The organism is Ectothiorhodospira shaposhnikovii, from assembly GCF_016584105.1.
GTDB classification, from domain to species: domain Bacteria; phylum Pseudomonadota; class Gammaproteobacteria; order Ectothiorhodospirales; family Ectothiorhodospiraceae; genus Ectothiorhodospira; species Ectothiorhodospira shaposhnikovii.
The window spans coordinates 33,934-52,388 of sequence record NZ_NRSM01000026.1 but is presented as its reverse complement, the minus strand read 5'-3'; the positions used below and the strand labels follow the sequence as shown (position 1 = coordinate 52,388).

Annotated in this window: 13 protein-coding genes and 1 tRNA gene; 7 read left to right on the top strand and 7 right to left on the bottom strand. The window is 60.5% G+C overall.

The annotated features are described in order from the left end of the window. Window positions 1–76 precede the first annotated feature (76 nt). The 4 genes from CKO35_RS13565 to CKO35_RS13550 all read right to left on the bottom strand — a co-directional run bounded on the left by CKO35_RS13565 (window position 77) and on the right by CKO35_RS13550 (window position 5,907). Window positions 77–1,414 (bottom strand): hypothetical protein, encoded by a 1,338-nt coding sequence (locus tag CKO35_RS13565; protein WP_200176675.1) that lies wholly within the window; start codon window positions 1,412–1,414, stop codon window positions 77–79. 51 nt (window positions 1,415–1,465) lie between these two features. Further along, window positions 1,466–2,026 carry a hypothetical protein gene (locus tag CKO35_RS13560; RefSeq protein ID WP_200176674.1) on the bottom strand — a complete coding sequence of 187 codons (561 nt, stop codon included), beginning with the start codon at window positions 2,024–2,026 and terminating at the stop codon, window positions 1,466–1,468. 333 nt (window positions 2,027–2,359) lie between these two features. Continuing rightward, window positions 2,360–3,736, bottom strand: coding sequence for an HlyD family type I secretion periplasmic adaptor subunit (locus CKO35_RS13555; RefSeq protein WP_200176673.1), 1,377 nt, complete (start codon window positions 3,734–3,736; stop codon window positions 2,360–2,362). Then, window positions 3,733–5,907 (bottom strand): type I secretion system permease/ATPase, encoded by a 2,175-nt coding sequence (locus CKO35_RS13550; RefSeq protein ID WP_200176672.1) that lies wholly within the window; start codon window positions 5,905–5,907, stop codon window positions 3,733–3,735. Before CKO35_RS13550 ends, CKO35_RS13555 begins: the two co-directional genes overlap by 4 nt. 260 nt (window positions 5,908–6,167) lie before the next feature. Here CKO35_RS13550 and coq7 point away from each other — a divergent pair, with 260 nt between their 5' ends. The 4 genes from coq7 to CKO35_RS13530 all read left to right on the top strand — a co-directional run bounded on the left by coq7 (window position 6,168) and on the right by CKO35_RS13530 (window position 7,985). Continuing rightward, window positions 6,168–6,809, top strand: coding sequence for a 2-polyprenyl-3-methyl-6-methoxy-1,4-benzoquinone monooxygenase (gene coq7, locus CKO35_RS13545; protein WP_200176671.1), 642 nt, complete (start codon window positions 6,168–6,170; stop codon window positions 6,807–6,809). A gap of 83 nt (window positions 6,810–6,892) precedes the next feature. Further along, complete coding sequence (gene rplM, locus CKO35_RS13540; RefSeq protein ID WP_200176670.1) at window positions 6,893–7,321, top strand: 50S ribosomal protein L13; 429 nt, start codon at window positions 6,893–6,895, stop codon at window positions 7,319–7,321. A gap of 59 nt (window positions 7,322–7,380) precedes the next feature. Beyond that, the gene (gene rpsI / locus CKO35_RS13535; RefSeq protein WP_008931148.1) at window positions 7,381–7,773 is read left to right on the top strand and encodes a 30S ribosomal protein S9; all 393 of its coding nucleotides are present in this window, start codon (window positions 7,381–7,383) and stop codon (window positions 7,771–7,773) included. Window positions 7,774–7,911: 138 nt separating this feature from the next. Continuing rightward, a tRNA-Gln gene (locus tag CKO35_RS13530) sits at window positions 7,912–7,985 on the top strand. A 182-nt stretch (window positions 7,986–8,167) separates the two neighbouring features. On the opposite strand, the gene CKO35_RS13525 is transcribed toward CKO35_RS13530, so the two are convergent. Continuing rightward, complete coding sequence (locus CKO35_RS13525; RefSeq protein WP_200176669.1) at window positions 8,168–9,220, bottom strand: porin; 1,053 nt, start codon at window positions 9,218–9,220, stop codon at window positions 8,168–8,170. A 365-nt stretch (window positions 9,221–9,585) separates the two neighbouring features. On the opposite strand from CKO35_RS13525, the gene CKO35_RS13520 reads away from it, so the two are divergent. The 3 genes from CKO35_RS13520 to CKO35_RS13510 all read left to right on the top strand — a co-directional run bounded on the left by CKO35_RS13520 (window position 9,586) and on the right by CKO35_RS13510 (window position 16,324). Then, a complete protein-coding gene (locus CKO35_RS13520) occupies window positions 9,586–10,905 on the top strand; it encodes a sigma-54 interaction domain-containing protein (RefSeq protein WP_200176668.1) in 1,320 nt (439 codons plus the stop codon). Between the two features lie 237 nt (window positions 10,906–11,142). After that, window positions 11,143–12,306, top strand: a complete 1,164-nt coding sequence (locus CKO35_RS13515; protein ID WP_200176667.1) for a porin — start codon at window positions 11,143–11,145, stop codon at window positions 12,304–12,306. A 175-nt stretch (window positions 12,307–12,481) separates the two neighbouring features. Continuing rightward, a complete protein-coding gene (locus CKO35_RS13510) occupies window positions 12,482–16,324 on the top strand; it encodes a DUF3683 domain-containing protein (RefSeq protein ID WP_200176666.1) in 3,843 nt (1,280 codons plus the stop codon). 81 nt (window positions 16,325–16,405) lie between these two features. Here CKO35_RS13510 and mutM read toward each other — a convergent pair whose 3' ends face one another. Together mutM and CKO35_RS13500 are read right to left on the bottom strand one after the other, a co-directional pair. Then, window positions 16,406–17,224, bottom strand: a complete 819-nt coding sequence (gene mutM / locus CKO35_RS13505; protein ID WP_200176665.1) for a bifunctional DNA-formamidopyrimidine glycosylase/DNA-(apurinic or apyrimidinic site) lyase — start codon at window positions 17,222–17,224, stop codon at window positions 16,406–16,408. Beyond that, complete coding sequence (locus CKO35_RS13500) at window positions 17,217–18,206, bottom strand: chorismate transformation FkbO/Hyg5 family protein (protein WP_200176664.1); 990 nt, start codon at window positions 18,204–18,206, stop codon at window positions 17,217–17,219. Before CKO35_RS13500 ends, mutM begins: the two co-directional genes overlap by 8 nt. Between the last annotated feature and the right edge of the window lie 249 nt (window positions 18,207–18,455).

The window sequence follows — 18,455 nt, the reverse complement described above, 5'->3', positions numbered from 1 at the left end:
CGGTGAGACCCGTAACTGGACGCCGGTGGGTCCGGTGTGGCTCAACCCTGAAATTCAAAATGATCCTCGTGCTTCATTAGAGGCTGCATGACCCGGGTTCCAACCACCTTGACAGCCGCCGCATGGCCTGATGCAAGCTATGCACATTTCCGAAAGCCTGTAAGTCGGGAAGGGCGGCGATATTTTCAGGAATGTCGATGAGATCGATAGTACGGGTGCGGGCGTTATCGCTGGCGAACCACACATCCGTGGCGATCCCTTCGGCACCGTTAGACCAAGTGAAGCTGCCCACCTGCTTGTGAGCATTGCCGTGCTCATCCACATAGGACGAATTGGCATAGTCGAGATTGATGGAGACAATGCCCAGTTCGTCGAGTGTGATCAGTTCACCTTCCCGGGTGACCCCATCCTGGGAAAGATCACGCCATACGCGCAGTTCAGCCCAGATGGTATCATCGGCGTCGACTACTCCGTCGCCGTTTGAATCATGCTCTGCCAGCGCGGCGAAGCCATTGACAGCTGTCATGCCATTGGTAAGCACCGTGTTGTTACCAAAGAGTTCCGCGCCATTGTCGATGATGCCGTTGCCATTTCGGTCCAAGACCAGCAGCCCGTCATTGGTGCCCACCCAGCCGGTAAGTTGAGCAAATCCGTTACCGTTATGATCGAAGTAAATATCCGAATCGAAACCGACGGTGTTGATTCCGGAGCCGTCCAGATCGAGGATGATGGGGGAGGCTTGTGTCCCTGCCTGCCCAAAGTAATCTTGAACGCGAGATATCACGCCATCTAATTTGTCCCTACCCCATGGGATCGCGATTGATTCACCAAACCAACCCCCGAGTTTGCTACCGACAACACCAAGTACTACTGAGCCAGCAATCAAGGCCGCTGCCGATGAGAAAATTGCTGCTGCCGCAGCAACTCCTACGATTCCTCCAATTATTCCCGCGGAAATTTCTCCTACACGATCCCAATCGCCATTATAGGCGGCTGTTCCACCTTCCAGTAGCGACAAGCTGTCACCTATTGGCCCGAATACCTTGCCGAGATTCCCTTGTAATCGGGTCTCAATGCTTCTTAACCACGCTTCATTGCTCATGGTTACACGCTCATTCGCGCGATCGGTAAGCCAGTCACTGGTTCTTTGCCATATTTCTGCACGCGCAGGATCGTTTGTTGAGACAGCCCTTTCAGAATATTTTTCGGCGACGCGAGAAAACTCCCTTATCTCCTCCTCTATGATATTGGCATACTTCAATAACCGCTCGGCTTCATTCAGGTTTGCTGATGAAGGGATGTGCTTAACTTGGTCGAGAAATGATGACAGTGCGCTGGTTGCCGTGTTGTTTGCGCTATTCAGGAAATTCTGCACTTCCATTGCAAATGTAGACGAAGCGGTGTGCTCAGTCATGTTGCCTCCTGGCAGTGTTTGTCGGGGTTGGTTGTGATTGCGGTGCTTCTGTTATGCGTATTTAATTGCCCGGACTAATGCTGCGAGCCATTTGTATGTCGCAAGAATTGAAGCGGATATGCCTGTTATAAGGATTGCGCTCCATATTCCGAATGCGAGTTTTGACTCTATTATTGATCGGCTTAAGCGGCCTGATTTTGTATTATCGTTAGGGTCGAATGGGAAATGAATTAAAAAAAATATTATCACCATTGGTAATATTGTGATTGCAAGAATTGCGCGGGCATGGGAGTAGCCGTATTTGGTTTTTTCTACATTAACTCCATCGTAGCGAGTGAATAGTAAAATAATTAATGGGATGCAGATTAGTTCTATAAGGTATGTGACTTGAGCGGGCTGGCTAAAAGTGGATAGGGCGGCAAGTCGGGACATGCTGGGTACAATTGATGCGGTGTGGTTGATGATTGATTGCACGATAGAGCTGCGCTCGATAATGTCCTCTGGCAACAAGTAAACTAAAATCGTCATGACTAATATGAATAGTGCTGATGCAGTGCATGTGATTTGGTGGTTTTTGTTTTTAATGGTGGGTGTGATGCTATTTAAATTCATGGCGCGCCTCTCATGAATAACTGTTCAAATAGTGTTGGCTCTTTCGCCCTTCATTTAGTGCTGGAAATTGTGAGCGCAGGGCGTGGCTTGTGTTTGCCCATGCATCAACCGCTGGAAGGTGATTCTGAACTACTTCTATGAGATTTATCCATGCGTCATGGTGTTCTTTAGGGTCTATCAGGAAGAGTATCCAGAAGTGTGTGGCGTAGTACAGTATTGATAGCCCAATAACTACGGGCATGACTGTTCTGCTTTTCGTGGTTTCCTGTAATTATGAAGCTGGAACATCCGTAAAGAAGTCTATAATTTTCCGCATTTCTGTAGTTCCATTTTTTACCTTTCCCTGCCCGTTTCATTCAGAGCTGACAAAATGGGCGCCGCAAAGAACTCAATCAATCGCCGTTTTCCAATGGTCACTTCGGCGGAAGCGACCATCCCCGGCGCCAATCCAATCCGCTCGCCCTCGATATCCATCCAGTCCCGCTCCATCCTGATTCTTGCGAGATAACGAGGGCCGGCGATTTCGTCTATAACCGCGTCGCGTGAAATACGCATGAGTTCACCTGGGACTGTCCCGTATTTTGTGAACTGAAAGGTGTTTACCTTGACGGAGGCCTTCTGGCCTTCGCGTACAAAACCAATGTCGCGGTTCAGGATCCATGCTTCGACGATCAGTTCTTCACCGTCAGGGACAATTTCGAGCAGGTGTTCGGCGGGTTGGACTACAGCACCCAAGGTGTTGACGTGAAGTTCATGGACGATGCCGGATACGGGGGCGGACAAGACTTGCTGTCGGTCAAGCTCTTGTGCCTTGCTGAGTTCCTGCGCAAGCTCTTCGAGCTCGCTGTGTAACTGCTCCAGCCCGGTGAGGGCGTCGTGGCGTGTCTCCAAATGAAGTTGTTCCCGACGGTGCTTGAGTTCGCCGATCTCGGAGCGTAATTGCTCCAAGCGATGGCGTTCAGCCTCAAGTTGTCCTCGGGTATCAATGATGTTTTGTTCCAACTCCAGCCACTGCAATCGGGCTGCCATGCCCTGGCGCTGGAGTGTGTTGAAGGCATCGGTACGTTCCTGCATCAAGGGCAGCATCTGTTCAAGACGCCTGACAAGGGCGCTGGCTGATGCCAATTCCCCTTCGCGGGCACTTTTTTGTTGTTGCAGGGCCATATCCATGGCTCGGAACATCTGTATCTGGGTAGCGAGCAACGGGTCGTTTGGCCCGTAATCCAGGGATACGCTCCGCAAGCCCTCGGTATGGCGGGCATACAGCGCCTCGGTCTCCGCGTGAAGGGATTGAACGAAATTCTCCAAGCGGGCCGCATGCTGTTTTCGTTTGCGGATCGATTCGAGCAGACGTCTGACGTCCGCGGTGGTCATGGTGGAATCAAGCACAATGAGTGGCTGACCAGCCTTGACGTGATCTCCATTTTCCACGTGAATTTCCGCGACCACGCCCAGCATCGTGGGTTGCACGATGCGGGACTTGCCGCTGGGCACTATGGCTCCTTCGGCAACGGCAATCACGTCCACCTTGCCAATGGATGCCCAGAGAATGGTGGCTACGAAGAGCGTGACAATGAGCCATATGATGGTGCGCCCGATGGGGTTTGCCGGAGTTGCCTCCAATTCCATGGCGGCGGGAAGGAATTCGCGCTGCACAGACTCCATGTGGTGCTTTCGCATCGGGATCACCCGCTTCTCCGGAGGATTCATGACGCGATCTCCGTGCTGGTGGCTCCCTGTGGTGGTGGCACGGGCGACGGGTGGCCGCTCTGGAGGGCGTGAAGGTGGGCGTAGAGACCCTTGTTTGCCAGGAGGGTGTCGTGGTTTCCGGTCTCTACGATGCGCCCTCTGTCCATGACCACGATGCGGTTAGTCTGGCGTACGGTGGAAAGGCGGTGAGCAATGATGAGTACCGTGCGGCCCCGGCAAATGTGGGCCATATTGCGCTGGATGATGTGTTCTGATTCATAGTCGAGCGCGCTGGTGGCCTCATCGAAGATGAGGATCCTCGGGTTGGCGAGCAGGGCTCGGGCGATGGCGATACGCTGGCGTTGGCCGCCGGAGAGCAGGCTTGCCTGTTCGCCTACCGGGGTGTCGTAACCCTGTGGTAGCTCAAGAATGAATTCGTGGGCGCCGGCCAGCTTGGCTGCATGAATGATTCGCTCCATCGGTGCGCCAGGTTCGGCAAGGGCGATGTTGTCACGAACCGAGCGGTTGAAGAGAAAACTGTCCTGCAGTACCACACCCACCTGACGGCGTAGCCATGCCGGGTCCACCAAGGCGAGGTCCACGCCGTCCACCAGTACGCGGCCGGCATTCGGCACATAGAGTCTTTGCACCATACGGGTGAGGGTGCTTTTCCCGGAGCCTGAGCGACCCACGATGCCGATGACTTCTCCGGCGCGGAGAGTGAGATCCACTTCCTGCAGTACGGGAGGGCGATCGGGGTGGTAACTGAAGGTGACATGGTCGAAACGGATCTCCCCCTTGAGGTCGGGCAGGGAGGTGCGGTTGGGGTCGTGACCCGGCTCGGTTGGGGCATTGAGTACGTCACCCAGGCGTTGCAGGGAGATGCCGGCCTGCTGGAAGTCCTGCCACAGTTGAACGAGTCGAAGGATGGGACCGCTGATGCGTCCAGCGATCATGTTGAATGCGATGAGCATGCCGATGGTCATGGCGCCACTCATGACCAGCCCGGCGCCGATCCAGAGGATGAGTACCGTGACCACCTTGTTGATGAACGAGGCGGTCTGACCCGCGATGTTGCCCAGGTTCATGGCACGGAAGGAGGCGGTGACGTAGGCGGCGATCTGATCCTCCCAGCGGCGTTGCATCTGGGGTTCCACCGCCATGCTCTTCAGTGTGTCCATCCCGGTCACCGTTTCCACGATGAATGCCTGGTTTTCTGCGCCCCGGCGAAATTTCTCCTCAATCCGGACGCGCAGGGCTGGGGTGATAGCGACTGACAGCAGCACATAGCAAGGGATGGAGGCCAGCACCACCAGGGCCAGTGTGGTGTTGTAAAGAAAGAGCACCGCGAAGAAGACGACGGTGAACAGAAGGTCGATGACCAGTGTCACCGACGAGCCGGTTATGAATTCGCGTATGGTGTCGAGTTCGCGGACACGCGCTACAGTGTCACCCACTCGACGGGCTTTGAAATAGCTGATGGGCAGACGGCTCAGATGGTCGAATAATCGTGCGGCCAGTACCACATCGATACGGCTGGTGGTATGCGAGAAGACATAGCTTCGCAGGATGTTGAGCAGCACATCGAACAGTGACACGGCCAGCAGACCGATTGCGAGCACATGCAGGGTGGAACGGCCCTCATGAACCAGAACCTTGTCGATCATGACCTGGAAGAAGAGGGGGGTGATCAGTGCGAAGAGCTGGATGAACAGGGAGGCCAGCAGTACTTCGCCCAGCAGGCGTTTATGGCGCATGATCACGGGGACGAACCAACGCAGTCCAAAGCGCTGTGTGGTGTCTAACAGCGCCTCGCGGCGGGTGACCAAGACAAGCTCACCGCTGAGTTGAGTCTCAAGATCCTCAAGAGAGAGCTGGATCGGGCGGCCAATGCGTACGTCGTGGATAAGGGCATTGTCACCCTCCACCCGCGCCAGAACCAGATAGTGGCCGTCTTTATGCCGGGCCACGGCCGGGAGGGGTAAGCGGGCGAGTTCGGAGATGGCGGGTCGGATGGCGCGGGCGCGAAGCCCCAGATCCCGAGCCGCGCGGACGATCTGTGCGACTTCGAGTGGGCCGCTGCCCTCGCCACTGCGGTGGCGAATTTGAACGGGATCCGCGGAGATGCCGTGGAAACGGGCAATGAGGGAGAGGACTTCCGGTCCATGGTCTTTGAACAGCGACTCATCCATGAGCGTCGTGCTTTCAGCTTGTGATCAAGCTGGATTGGAATCCATTTCGTGAGACTTGGCCAGCATTTTTCTTCGGGAATCGGTGCCGTTGATTCTGAAATGCGACTTGTATCACGTGATTGCGGGTGAGGCCACGCAAATGTCGGGCATCTTGGCGCTGCTGCCCCAGTGACAGGATGACGTCCTGCGCTCAATACGCTTGCATGTTGTCGTGCTTACAGTATCTTCAATAATGTTTTCACTACCCGTGTCAGCCCACCATGCGCCAACTGAGCCCCACCGATCGCCTGCTGTCTGCCATTGATGAAGGTCTGTGTACCCTGTTCGGCCGTCCCCGAGCCACCGAGCGCCCGGACCCGGCCCGGTCGGCACCGGAAGCGGAACTGGATGACAACGCCCGCGTCCTTTCCGGCCGTCTCATGCGCATCAATCATGCGGGGGAGGTGGCCGCACAGGGGCTCTACCAGGGGCAGGCCCTCACCGCCCGTAGCGGCGAAGTGCGCGAGCGCATGGAGCGCTCCGCCCGGGAAGAAAACGATCACCTGCTTTGGTGCGAACGCCGCCTGGAAGCCCTGGGCACCCACAAGAGCTTTCTTAACCCCCTGTGGTATAGCGGCGCCTTCACCATCGGTGCCCTGGCCGGAGCGGCGGGCGACAAGTGGAGCCTGGGTTTCGTGCACGAGACGGAGCAGCAGGTGATCCGCCATCTGGACGAGCATCTGGCCCGGGTCGTCCCCGAGGACAGCCCAACCCGGGCGGTACTGGAACAGATGAAGATCGACGAGGCCCATCATGGCGAGTTGGCCATGTCCCTGGGCGGGGAAGTCCTGCCCTGGCCCCTGCGCAAGCTGGTGATGCCGGTGACCGCCAAGGTGATGACCGGGACGACCTGGTGGATTTGAACGGAAACACCCCTTGTCACCCGGGCACTTCCCCGTTATCATTGCGCGCTTTCCGTGATTCATGTGCACCCTGGAGTTCAGGAATGAAGACCTTTAGCGCCAAGCCCGCTGAAGTCACCCGCGACTGGTACGTGGTTGATGCCTCCGGCAAGACCCTCGGCCGGCTCGCCAGCGAAGTGGCTCGCCGCCTGCGCGGCAAGCACAAGCCCGTGTATACCCCGCACGTGGATACCGGTGACTACATCGTGATCGTGAATGCCTCCAAGGTGCGCCTCAGCGGCAACAAGGAAGCCGACAAGATGTACTACCGGCACACCGGTTACGTCGGTCACATGAAGTCCGCCAGTGCGCGGCAGATCCGTGAAAACGCGCCCGAGCGCCTCATTGAGATCGCGGTGAAGGGCATGCTGCCCAAGAACCCCCTGGGCCGGGCCATGTTCAAGAAGCTCAAGGTGTATGCCGGAGCCGAACACAGCCACGCCGCCCAGCAGCCCCAGCCGCTGGAAATCTGAACAACACCCTGATCCGGTCACCATTGCGTGGCCGGGCAGCACATAGAGCAGGTCAAGAGATGGCAACAACCCAGAACTACGGAACCGGACGCCGCAAAGAGGCTTCTGCGCGGGTTTTTCTGCGCCCCGGCAAGGGCGAGATCACCGTCAACAACAAGCCCCTGGACGTCTACTTCGGGCGTGAGACCTCCCGCATGGTGGTCCGTCAGCCGCTGGAAGTGGCCGAAAGCCTGGATCGTTTCGACATCGTGGCTACGGTGAAGGGCGGCGGCGCCAACGGTCAGGCCGGTGCCATCCGTCTGGGTATTGCCCGCGCTCTGGTGGAATACGACGAGAAGCTGCGTGGCGCCATGCGCACCCACGGCTTCATGACCCGTGACGCCCGTCAGGTCGAGCGTAAGAAGGTCGGTCTGCGCAAGGCACGTCGCGCGACTCAGTTCAGCAAGCGCTGATCCCCGGCGACGGGAACGGCTTGCAGTCACCCCTGGGGCTATCCATCAGGATGGCCTCGTGGGGAACGGTGTTTCAGCTTTTATTTCGGGGCTTGCTTCAACACCCCGTCATGCTGTAGATTTACGCCTCGGTTTTATTGGGGGATCGTCTAGCGGTAGGACTACGGACTCTGACTCCGTCAACCCAGGTTCGAATCCTGGTCCCCCAGCCATATCCATGAAAAAGGCCCCCTCGCGGGGCCTTTTTCATGGGTGTGATTCAAGGAACCACCGGGGTTCAGACCTGGAAGGTTCGACGTGTGCGGCGAAAAAAAGCCCGGATGGAATCCGGGCAAGCGTGTCACATGCATGCTGGAGCAGAGGCGGGCATCCCTGCCCGAAAAGGCATCATCCCTTAAAAGTCGTATCGCATGCCCAGAGAGAAGGCGGTAGCCGTCTCGCCGCGGGCGTTCACGCCCTCCGCGGCAGAAGGAGTGGCGCTGCGGGCTGCACCCCAGGGGGTCAGGCTGGAATTGTCGTCGTTATCCATGAAGGCCAGATTGCCGTAGAAGCGCAGGGCGCTGTCCACCCGGTATTCCAGACCGATGGCATAGAGATTGGCATCCCGCTTCTCCAGGTCGGAGTCCAGGGTGAACCAGTGGGCATTCAGGTACACGGAGGGGCTGATGCGGTACTGACCGGCAATGCCGAAGACATCCGCTTCCTGCCCTTCCACGCCACGGGTGTTTTCCGTCTGCTGGTAGAAGCCGGCCAGACGGAAGTCCGGGGTAATGCGGTAGGCGGCCGCCAGGCGCCAGGCGTCCGCCGTGTAATCATAGTTATCGGTGCTGTAAATATCCTGGCTTTCATAGGCAACGACCACATTGAACGGCCCGTTGCTGTATCCCAGCGAGGTACTCACGGCCTTGTTCTTGGCGTCTTCCACAGTGCTGGAGCCGCCATTTTCGTTGGAGTACTGAATATCCCACACCAGGCCGCTCAGGCTGGGGGTGCGGTAGTGGATGCTGTTGTTGAAGCGCTCGTCAAAGCGGCCATGATCGTTGGTGCGGGTGATGTTGCGCAGGTCGCCGGCCTGATCGCCGAAGAAGTTGGCCGGTCCGCGGGCAAGCTTGAAGGGGGTGTCGAACTTGCCGATGCGCAGCATGCCCCAGTCGCCCTTCAGGCCGGCGAAGGTGTCGCGGCTGGCCCAGCTGCTGCCGGAGGTGTCATAGTTGATCTCCTGCTCGATCTGGAACATGGCCGTCAGGCCGTCGGCAAAGGTCCGCTCGCCCTTGAAACCCAGGCGGCTGGAGTTGCTGGAGACGTTGAACTCGTTGTAGTCATTGCCGTCGTCCAGAATGTCGGCGGACAGATGGGCACGACCGTAGATGGTCATGTCGGCAACCGCCAGGGCGGGCATGGACAGGCCGGCGGCGACCATCGCCGCGATAAGCTTCTTGTGTTGCATGGAATAAACTCCCCGGATTGTGTTGTAAAAAAGAGACATCGTCCTGTGCCTCTAAACCCGGGGCGACTATGTATTTTGGTTATTAAACGGGCGTGAAAATCCGGTGAAGATCTGATGAACAGCCAACGGTGGGGGCAGCCTTTGGCCGGGAAGAGGTGGCAGCATCGTCATTGCCGAAAATGGCACTGCTCCGTCACTCCCGCGAAAGCGGGAGCCCAGTGTTTAGCGTCCGGGACTGGATTCCCGCTTGCGCGGGAATGACGGAGCCCAAGGGACACACCCTGTGTTGCCGATGCCGTTTGAACATTGGCCCTGGATGGTAGACTGCCTAATACCCTGGCATCCGATGGAGCAAGCCCCCCCGCATGCTGACCCTGAACAACCGCCCCAATCCCATTGCCGCGCCCACCCTCGAACAGGTGGTCGAACTGATTCCCGATGCCTTCGTGGTCTTCGACGGCGATCATCGCCTGCTGGCCGCCAACGCAGCGGCCCTGCGCTGTCTGTCCCTCTCCCGCGAAGATCTGCAGGGGATGAGCTGTCATGAGTTCTTTCAGGGGGTGCCGGGTGACTGCGCCGGGGAAGGGCGGTGCCATCTGCTCGCTGTGGACTCCGCGTCGCGGCCCCTTTCCGTGCAGATCCCCGGGGGGCGAGGACGGCGGCGTATGCGCGTCCGGATTTCCCGGGGGCAGGGCGATCACGGCGATTTTTTCGGGATGTTGCTGCATCCCGAAACGGAGGCGGCTTCCGTGTTGCCGGAGGGCACCCGCCTGGTGGGGCAGTCCGCGCCCATGCTGGAACTGATGCGGATGGTGGAACGGGTGGCGCCCACCAGTGCCACCGTGTTGCTGCTGGGAGAGAGCGGCGTGGGCAAGGAAAGGGTGGCGGATTATCTCCACCATTGCTCCGGTCGCGCTCAGGGGCCGCTGGTGGTGGTGGACTGTTCCACCCTGGGGGAGCAGATCATTGAGGCGGAGCTGTTCGGCTACGAAAAAGGTGCCTTCACCGGCGCGGACCGGCGCAAGATCGGTCTGTTCGAGGCCGCTCAGGGAGGGACGCTGTTCATCGACGAGGTGGGGGAGTTGCCCCTGTCCATGCAAAGCAAGCTCTTGCGCGTGCTGGAAACCTCCCGCATTCGCCGGGTGGGCGGCACCGAATATATCCCGGTGGATGCCCGGGTGGTGGCCGCCACCCACCGGGATCTGGCGGCCATGGTGGCCCAGGGCGGGTTCCGGGAGGACCTCTATTACCGTCTGGCTGCCTTCCCGGTCTTCATCCCTCCGCTGCGGGAGCGGCGGGAAGACATCCTCGCGCTGGCGGAGCATTTCCTGCGGCAGGTGGACGGCGATTCGCTGCATCTGCCCCTGTCCGTGCCGGTGACGGACCTGCTGGTGTCCTATCGCTATCCGGGCAACGTTCGCGAGCTGAAGAACATCATGACCCGGGCGGCGATCCTGGCCGGCACCGGGCCGTTGCTGCCCGAGCACATTGCCTTTCAGTCCCAGGCCGGCGAGGAGGTGTTGGTGCCCTCGCTGCGCCGGGGTTCACGCGCAGTCTGTACCGAAGCCGGTGTCCGCGCGGCGCTGGCGGCCACCGGCGGCCACCGCGCCGAAGCCGCCCGGCATCTGGGTGTCAGCGAGCGCACCCTCTATCGTTATCTGGAAAAATTCCAGATCCGGGTATAGGCAATCGGCTTCAGTCGTATCCACCGTTGTGCTCATCCCGTCGGGGTGTCCCAAAAAAACAACAATCCCTCCTTTGTCATGACGGTGTCATGACAAAGTCAGGCGGCATGTCATGAGTTGTTGTTTTTTTACACTAGCAAAATCAGTGTGTTAGTGTTTGGCACGCCTTCTGCTTAGAGCTAATTGGCTGACACGGTCAGACCCTAATACAACAAAGCTCTGCAGAGGAACGTAAACATGCAAAAGAAAGTACTCGTATTCGCAGTAGCCGCGGCCATGGGCCTGCCCGCCGCCGCCATGGCCGACACCACCCTGTACGGCCGCATGAATCTGTCCATGGATTATGTGGACAACGGCGAAGAAAGCTCCCACCAGCTGGCCTCCAACTCCTCCCGCCTGGGCGTTCGCGGTTCCGAGGACCTGGGCGGCGGCCTGCGTGGCGTGTTCCAGATTGAGGCTGCGCTGCAGAGTGGCAATCCTGATCAGACATTTGATGGCAGCAACCTGACTGCTCGTAACACTTATGTAGGTCTGGCCGGCGGTTTCGGTGAGGTGCGTATCGGTAAGCACGACACTCCTTACAAGCTGTCCACCCTGCGTCTGAACTTCTTTGCTGATACGCTGGGTGACGTGAATCATGTAACTAGCCGTGTTGGCAATTTGTCCGCTATGAGAGCAGGCGACAATGCTCTTATCGACGAGGCTCTTGAAGCGGGTTTGTTGACTCCTGCGGAAGCTATTGCTCTCAGAAATGAGGTGGCTGATTTCTATAATGACGCAAGTCTGCCTGGTTTCTACAATCGTTTGGATAACACCGTTCTGTACATGAGTCCGGATTTTGGCGGCATGCAGTTCATGGCCTCCTACACTACGGATACTGGCAGCGATCGTCCCTCTGCTGCAGCGAATGATGCCAATGCCTTTTCCTTGGCGGCTAGCTTCACTCAGGGGCCCATGTATGTGACCGTCGCTTACGAGCAGCTGAATGATGCCGTTTCTTTCATGGGTGAAGTGGATGATGCCAAGGCTTGGAAGATCGGTGGTACCTATCAGATTCAGGATCTGACTTTGGCAGCAATGTACGAAAACATTGAAGTGGCCGACGAGGATCGCGATGTCTTCCACTTGGGTGCTCGTTACAGCTTTGGTCAAGCCTATGTGATGGCCTCCTACACCAACGCAGGCGAGATTATCGAAGATGACGGTGCTCAGATGTTTGCATTGGGTGGTGGCTACAATCTGTCCCGTCGTACTGGTATCTATGCTGTTTATGCCCAAGTCAATAACGATGACTTTGGTACCTATGGCCTGAATGGCTCCGGTAAGGGCAAGGGTGTTGCCCCCCTTGGCTATGATCAGGACGTCAAGGGCTTCCAGGTCGGCGTGACCCACAACTTCTAATCATCGGTCCCATACCGATGGCATTGCCCAAGGTCGCCTGACCGGAAGGCATGCACTGGAAGTTCAAAGGGTGCGGAGGGAAACCTCCGCACCCTTTTTGCTTTTCCCCGCCTCTCACCTCATCCCGGCCGGGGTGCTAGAATATGTGCCCCTCCCGCAGTGATCCCCGCCAGCCATGACCGCAAGTACCCGCATCCGCGAAATCCCCTATAACTACACCTCCTACTCCGACCGCGAGATCGTCATCCGCTTCCTCGGCGAAGGCATGTGGGACGTGCTCAACGAACTGCGCGCCCGCCGACGGACCGGCGTCTCCGCCCGGATGCTGTTCGAGGTGCTGGGGGACATGTGGGTGGTCACCCGCAACCCCTATATCCAGGACGACCTGCTGGGCAACCAGAAGCGACTCACCGCCTTGATCCACGCCCTGGATCACCGGGTGGACCAGATCATCGCCCGGGCCGAGGGCAATCAGCTGGCCCTGGACCTGGCGGAACAGGCCCGTCAGGCGGTACGCCGCTTCGAGGCCTGGTTCCCGGAACAAAAGGCCCTGCGCGCCCGTGCCCGCCGCCTGCTGGGCAAGGTCACCCGCAAGGACAACATCCACTTCGACGGTCTGGCCCGGGTCTCCCATGTCACCGACGCCACCGACTGGCGCGTGGAACTGCCCTTCGTGGTCATCACCCCGGATTCCGAGGCGGAGATGGCCGGGGTTATCCAGACCTGCTTCGAACTGGGTCTGACCGTCATTCCCCGGGGGGGCGGCACCGGCTACAACGGCGGCGCCGTACCCCTGACCGCCGATGCCGCGGTCATCAACACGGAAAAGCTCGAAGCCTTGAGCGAGGTGGAGTTCGTGGAGCTGCCCGGGGTGGAAGGCCCCGTGGCCACCCTCCGCGCCGAGGCCGGGGTGGTGACCCGCCGGGTGTCCGAGGCCGCGGGGCGCGCCGCCCATGTGTTTGCCGTGGACCCCACCTCCCAGGATGCCTGCACCATCGGCGGCAACATCGCCATGAACGCCGGCGGCAAGAAAGCGGTGCTCTGGGGCACGGCCCTGGACAATCTGGTGTCCTGGCGCATGGTCACCCCGGAGGCCCGCTGGATCCAGGTGGAACGCCTCAATCACAACCTGGGCAAGATCCACGATCAGGAAACCGTGAGCTTCCGCATCACCCGGTTCCAGACCGACGGCGTGACCCCCGACGGAGAACCCCAGGTCATCTCCTTCCCGGGTCGTGTCTGCCGCAAGGTGGGGCTGGGCAAGGACGTCACCGACAAACGCCTGCAGGACCTGCCGGGGATTCAGAAGGAAGGCTGCGACGGCCTGATCACCTCCGCCGTGTTCGTGGTCCATCGCATGGCGGCCCACATGCGCACCATCAGCCTGGAGTTCTACGGCACCGATCTGCATGAGGCGGTGCCCGCCATCGTCGAGATCAAGGACGCCCTGGAGGCCGATCCCAAGGTGCAGCTGGCCGGGCTTGAACACCTGGACGAGCGCTATGTGCGCGCCGTGGGCTATACCCCGAAGGGGGCGCGACGGGAGCGGCCCAAGATGGTGCTCCTGGCGGACATCGCCAGTGACGACGAGGAGGCGGTGGGCCTGGCCGCCTCGAAAATGGTGCGTCTGGCCAATGCCCGCAACGGCGACGGCTTCATCGCCGTGAGCCCCGAAGCCCGCCAGCGGTTCTGGGCCGACCGCAGCCGGACCGCCGCCATCGCCGCCCATACCAACGCCTTCAAGATCAACGAGGACGTGGTGATCCCCCTGGACCGGCTGGCGGAGTACAGCGAAGGGATCGAGCGCATCAACATCCACCAGTCCCTCACCAACAAGCTGCGCATGGCCGACGAGATCCTGGCCTGCCTGGGCAAGGATCATCGCGCACTGATGGACTCCCTGGCCCTGGGCAGCGAGGAGGCCCGGGGCTGGTTCGAGGGGCTGCGCCGGGCCGCGGAAGACCATGTGCAGGCGGTGCGGGAGCGCTGGCAGGCCATCCTGGATCACCTGGAGAGCGACGCCGTGGCCATGGACGACCTGCTGGACGCGCCGTCCCGGGCGGACCGCCGCCCCGGCGACCGGCTGATCCAGCTGCTGTTGCGTCGCAGCCTGGTGATCTCCTACCGGCGGGAGATCGAGGCCCGGTTGTGGGAGATCTTCGACGGCCGCGACCTGGAACCGGTGCGCCGGAGCATCCAGGCCATCCACGACCGGGTGCTCACCAGCCGCCTGTTCGTGGCCCTGCACATGCATGCCGGTGACGGCAACGTGCACACCAACATCCCGGTCAACTCCAACGACTACGCCATGATGCACGAGGCCGAGCGCATCGTGGACCAGGTGATGGCGCTGGCCCGCGAGCTGGACGGCGTCATCTCCGGGGAGCACGGCATCGGCCTGACCAAGATCCAGTACCTGGGCGAGCCGGAGCTGAAGGCCTTTGCCGACTACAAGCGCCGGGTGGACCCCATGGACCGCTTCAACCGGGGCAAGCTGCAGGCCGGTTCCGGGTTGTCCCGGGCCTATACTCCCTCCCTGCGTCTGGTGCAGGAGGAGGCCCTGATCCTGGAGCAGAGCGAACTGGGGGCGCTCAACGACGACATCCGCGACTGCCTGCGCTGCGGCAAGTGCAAGCCCGTCTGCACCACCCATGTGCCCCGGGCCAACCTGCTGTACTCGCCCCGCAACAAGATCCTGGCCACGGGTCTGATCATCGAGGCCTTCCTCTACGAGGAGCAGACCCGCCGCGGCCTGTCCCTGCGTCATTTCGATGAGCTCAACGATGTGGCGGACCATTGCACCATCTGTCACCGATGCCTCAAGCCCTGTCCGGTGAACATCGACTTCGGTGACGTGACGGCCCGCATGCGACGCATCCTCAAGGCCCGCGGCCAGCGCCGGACCAGTCTGGCGGCCAAGGTCTCCATGGCCTTCCTCAACATCAAGGACCCGGCCACCATCAAGCTGATGCGCACCGCCCTGGCCCAGTGGGGCTTTGCCGGGCAGCGCCTGGGGCACCGGATGTTCCAGCGTCTGGGCCTGCTGGACGGCGGTCGGCCCGCCGCCACCACCGGACCGGCACCGATCCCTGCCCGGGTCATCCACATGGTGAGAAAGCCCCTGCCGGCGGGTCTGCCCTCGCGCACCACCCGGGCCATGCTGGGGCTGGAAGACCCCAGTCACGTGGCCATCGTGCGGGACCCGGCGGTGGCGCCGGAGCAGGGCGATGCGGTGTTCTATTTCCCCGGCTGCGGCTCGGAGCGCCTGTTCAGCCAGGTGGGCCTGGCCACCCTGGCCATGCTCTACCGCGCTGGTGCCCAGACGGTGTTGCCGCCGGGGTATCTGTGTTGCGGCTATCCCCAGGAATCCGCTGGCGAGGAGGCCAAGGGCAAGGCGATCACCACCGAGAACCGGGTGCTGTTCCACCGGGTGGCCAATACCCTGAACTATCTGGATATCAAGACGGTGTTGGTGTCCTGCGGCACCTGCATGGACCAGCTGCTGAAATACGAGTTCGAGCGCATCTTCCCCGGTTGCCGGTTGCTGGATATCCATGAGTATCTGATGGAGAAGGGGGTAACGCTGGAGGCCGCGCCGGGGGTGGAATACCTGTATCACGATCCCTGCCATTCCCCCATGAAGACCCACGCGCCGCTGCAGGTGGCGGGGAATCTGCTGGGCCGGCCGGTGACCCTGTCGGATCGCTGCTGCGGCGAGGCGGGGACCTTTGCGGTGAGTCGCCCGGATGTGGCCACTCAGGTACGGTTCCGCAAGCAGGAGGAGATCCACAAGGGCGTCACATCGCTGACCGGCGCGCTGGTGGCGGTCGGCGGGAATGTGAAGCTGCTGACCTCCTGCCCGGCCTGTCAGCAGGGGCTGTCCCGTTACCGGGAAGACACAGGGACGGCGGTGGACTACATCGTGGTGGAAATGGCCAACGCCCTGTTGGGGGATCAGTGGCAGGCCCGCTTCATCGAACAGGCCCGCAGCGGGGGTATCGAGAAAGTGCTGCTCTGATCCATTCTGAAATCCGGGATATCTTCCGATGACCGGTGTTCGGAGCAGGGCTCTTGGCCCTGCTCCGTCAACGTGTTCCCGTCAGCGCTTCTGGCACACGGGGCAATAGAACGTGGACCGCTGTCCTACCACGACGTGCCGCACCGCCGTGCCGCAGCGAAGGCAGGGGAGGCCGGTCCTGCCGTGCACGCGCAGTTGCTGGCTGAAGTAGCCATGGCTGCCGTCCTCATGCACGAAATCCCTCAGCGTGGTGCCGCCTTGCTCAATGGCAGCCCGCAGTACCGCGCGGATCGAGTCCACCAGTCTGCAGGCTTCGGCGCGGCTGATGCGCCCCGCCGCCCGTCGGGGGCGGATACCCGCCAGGAAAAGGGATTCGGAGGCGTAGATGTTTCCCACCCCCACCACCACGTGACTGTCCATGATCACGCTCTTGATGGTGGTGCGCCGAAGGCGGGTCTGCCGGTGGAGGTATGCTCCGTCAAACTGTTCTCCCAGCGGTTCCGGGCCGAGTTTTGCCAGCAGGGGGTGAGGACCTTCCCTGGGATCAAAGCAGAGTACCGCGCCGAAACGGCGGGGATCATGAAGGCGCAGGGCCTGGCCTGAGTCCAGCACCAGGTCCACATGGTCATGGGGGCGGGGCGCCAGATCGGCATCGACGATGCGAAGGCTGCCGGACATGCCCAGATGCATGAGGATGGTCGTGGAGGCGCAGTCCAGCAAGAGGTACTTGCCGCGCCGGCTGACGTCCACAATCCGCCGGTCACTGACCTGTGCCGGCAGAGTGTCGGGTATCGGCCAGCGCAGGCGATGCTGGCGAACGACAACCCGGGTAATCCGGCGTCCCTTGATGTGAGGCTCGATTCCGCGGCGGGTGGTTTCCACCTCCGGCAGTTCAGGCATACAGGCCTTCGATCTCCACCAGCAGGTCATCCCGACAGATGTCTCCGCGCAGGTACACGGCGGGCGCCTGGCTGCCCAGGGCGGCTTCCAGGCGGGACTTGACGGCCGCGGTATCCCCGGCATGGCGGACGTAGACCTTGAGCATGGACAGTTCGCCCGGATCCTTGATCCGGTCGCTGATGCCGTTTCCCGCGGAGCGGATCAGTGCGCGCAGGTTTTCAATGATCTCGTCCAGCTGGGTGAGGACATCGGTGTGCAGGGTCTCGTGGCCCACGATGCTGGCGGTGCCGGAGATGTACAGGTGGGATTGCGCGGACCAGGGCTTGAGGGTGGCCCGGGAAAAGGATGGGCTCTTGGGTCCGTAGCGGCGCGGGTAATGGAAGGCGCTGACCTGACGGGGGTTCTCGATCTGAATGCCCGGCTCACGCCCAGCCAGGAAATAGACCAGCAGGCCCGGTGCCGTGGTGCCGATGGCCGTGGCCGCGGGTAGTTCCCCTTCCGTCAGCGGCACCCTTTCAAGGGCCCGGTGGCGTCCCTGGCAGAAGGCCTGATAGCGGTCCAGGCCATCCGATTCCCGATGGATGTCCGGAAAGTAATTCCAGATCCGCAGCAGATGGGGAAAGCCCTTGGCGCGGTGAAAGGCCAGCAGCCGTTCATATACATACTCGGCGGCCTGGTTCATGTCGTGATCGAAATCCGCTTCATCCACCAGTATCCAGCCGAACAGGACCTTGCCGGTCAGGCTGTAGCCGATGCCGTCCTCGAAGCCCGCGGCCACGGGCTCATCGGCCAGCCACAGTTCGGGGGGGGCGGGTGTCGCGAGCGGGGGCAGGGCCAGCGTCAGTTCCATGGGGCGTGCGGGATCTGCGTGGTTTGCCTGGCCGAAGCGGATCAGGGCAAGACGGCGGGCATCCTGCTGGGGAATCTCCGCCTCGTGCTGGAAGCGAATCGTCAGGGGTATGGAATGGGGGTTTTGCGCCATGGGGCTATGTTACCGGATCATCCGGCTTCGTCGTATCATGAAATCCATGAAAAGGCGTTGGTGTTGATGCCGGTGGCACCTTCACTGGTTTGGTGACGTGCGATGGCGTGTTGGTCATCGCCTGTCGGACAAGGCGGGAACTTTACCATCTTCGGCCGCTGGAAGTATGTTTGCAGGAGGTCAGGGCAGGAAGGCGGGACAAGTTCATGACCTTCTCACGTCAGATTGAGAAGGCAGGTTAAAACAACG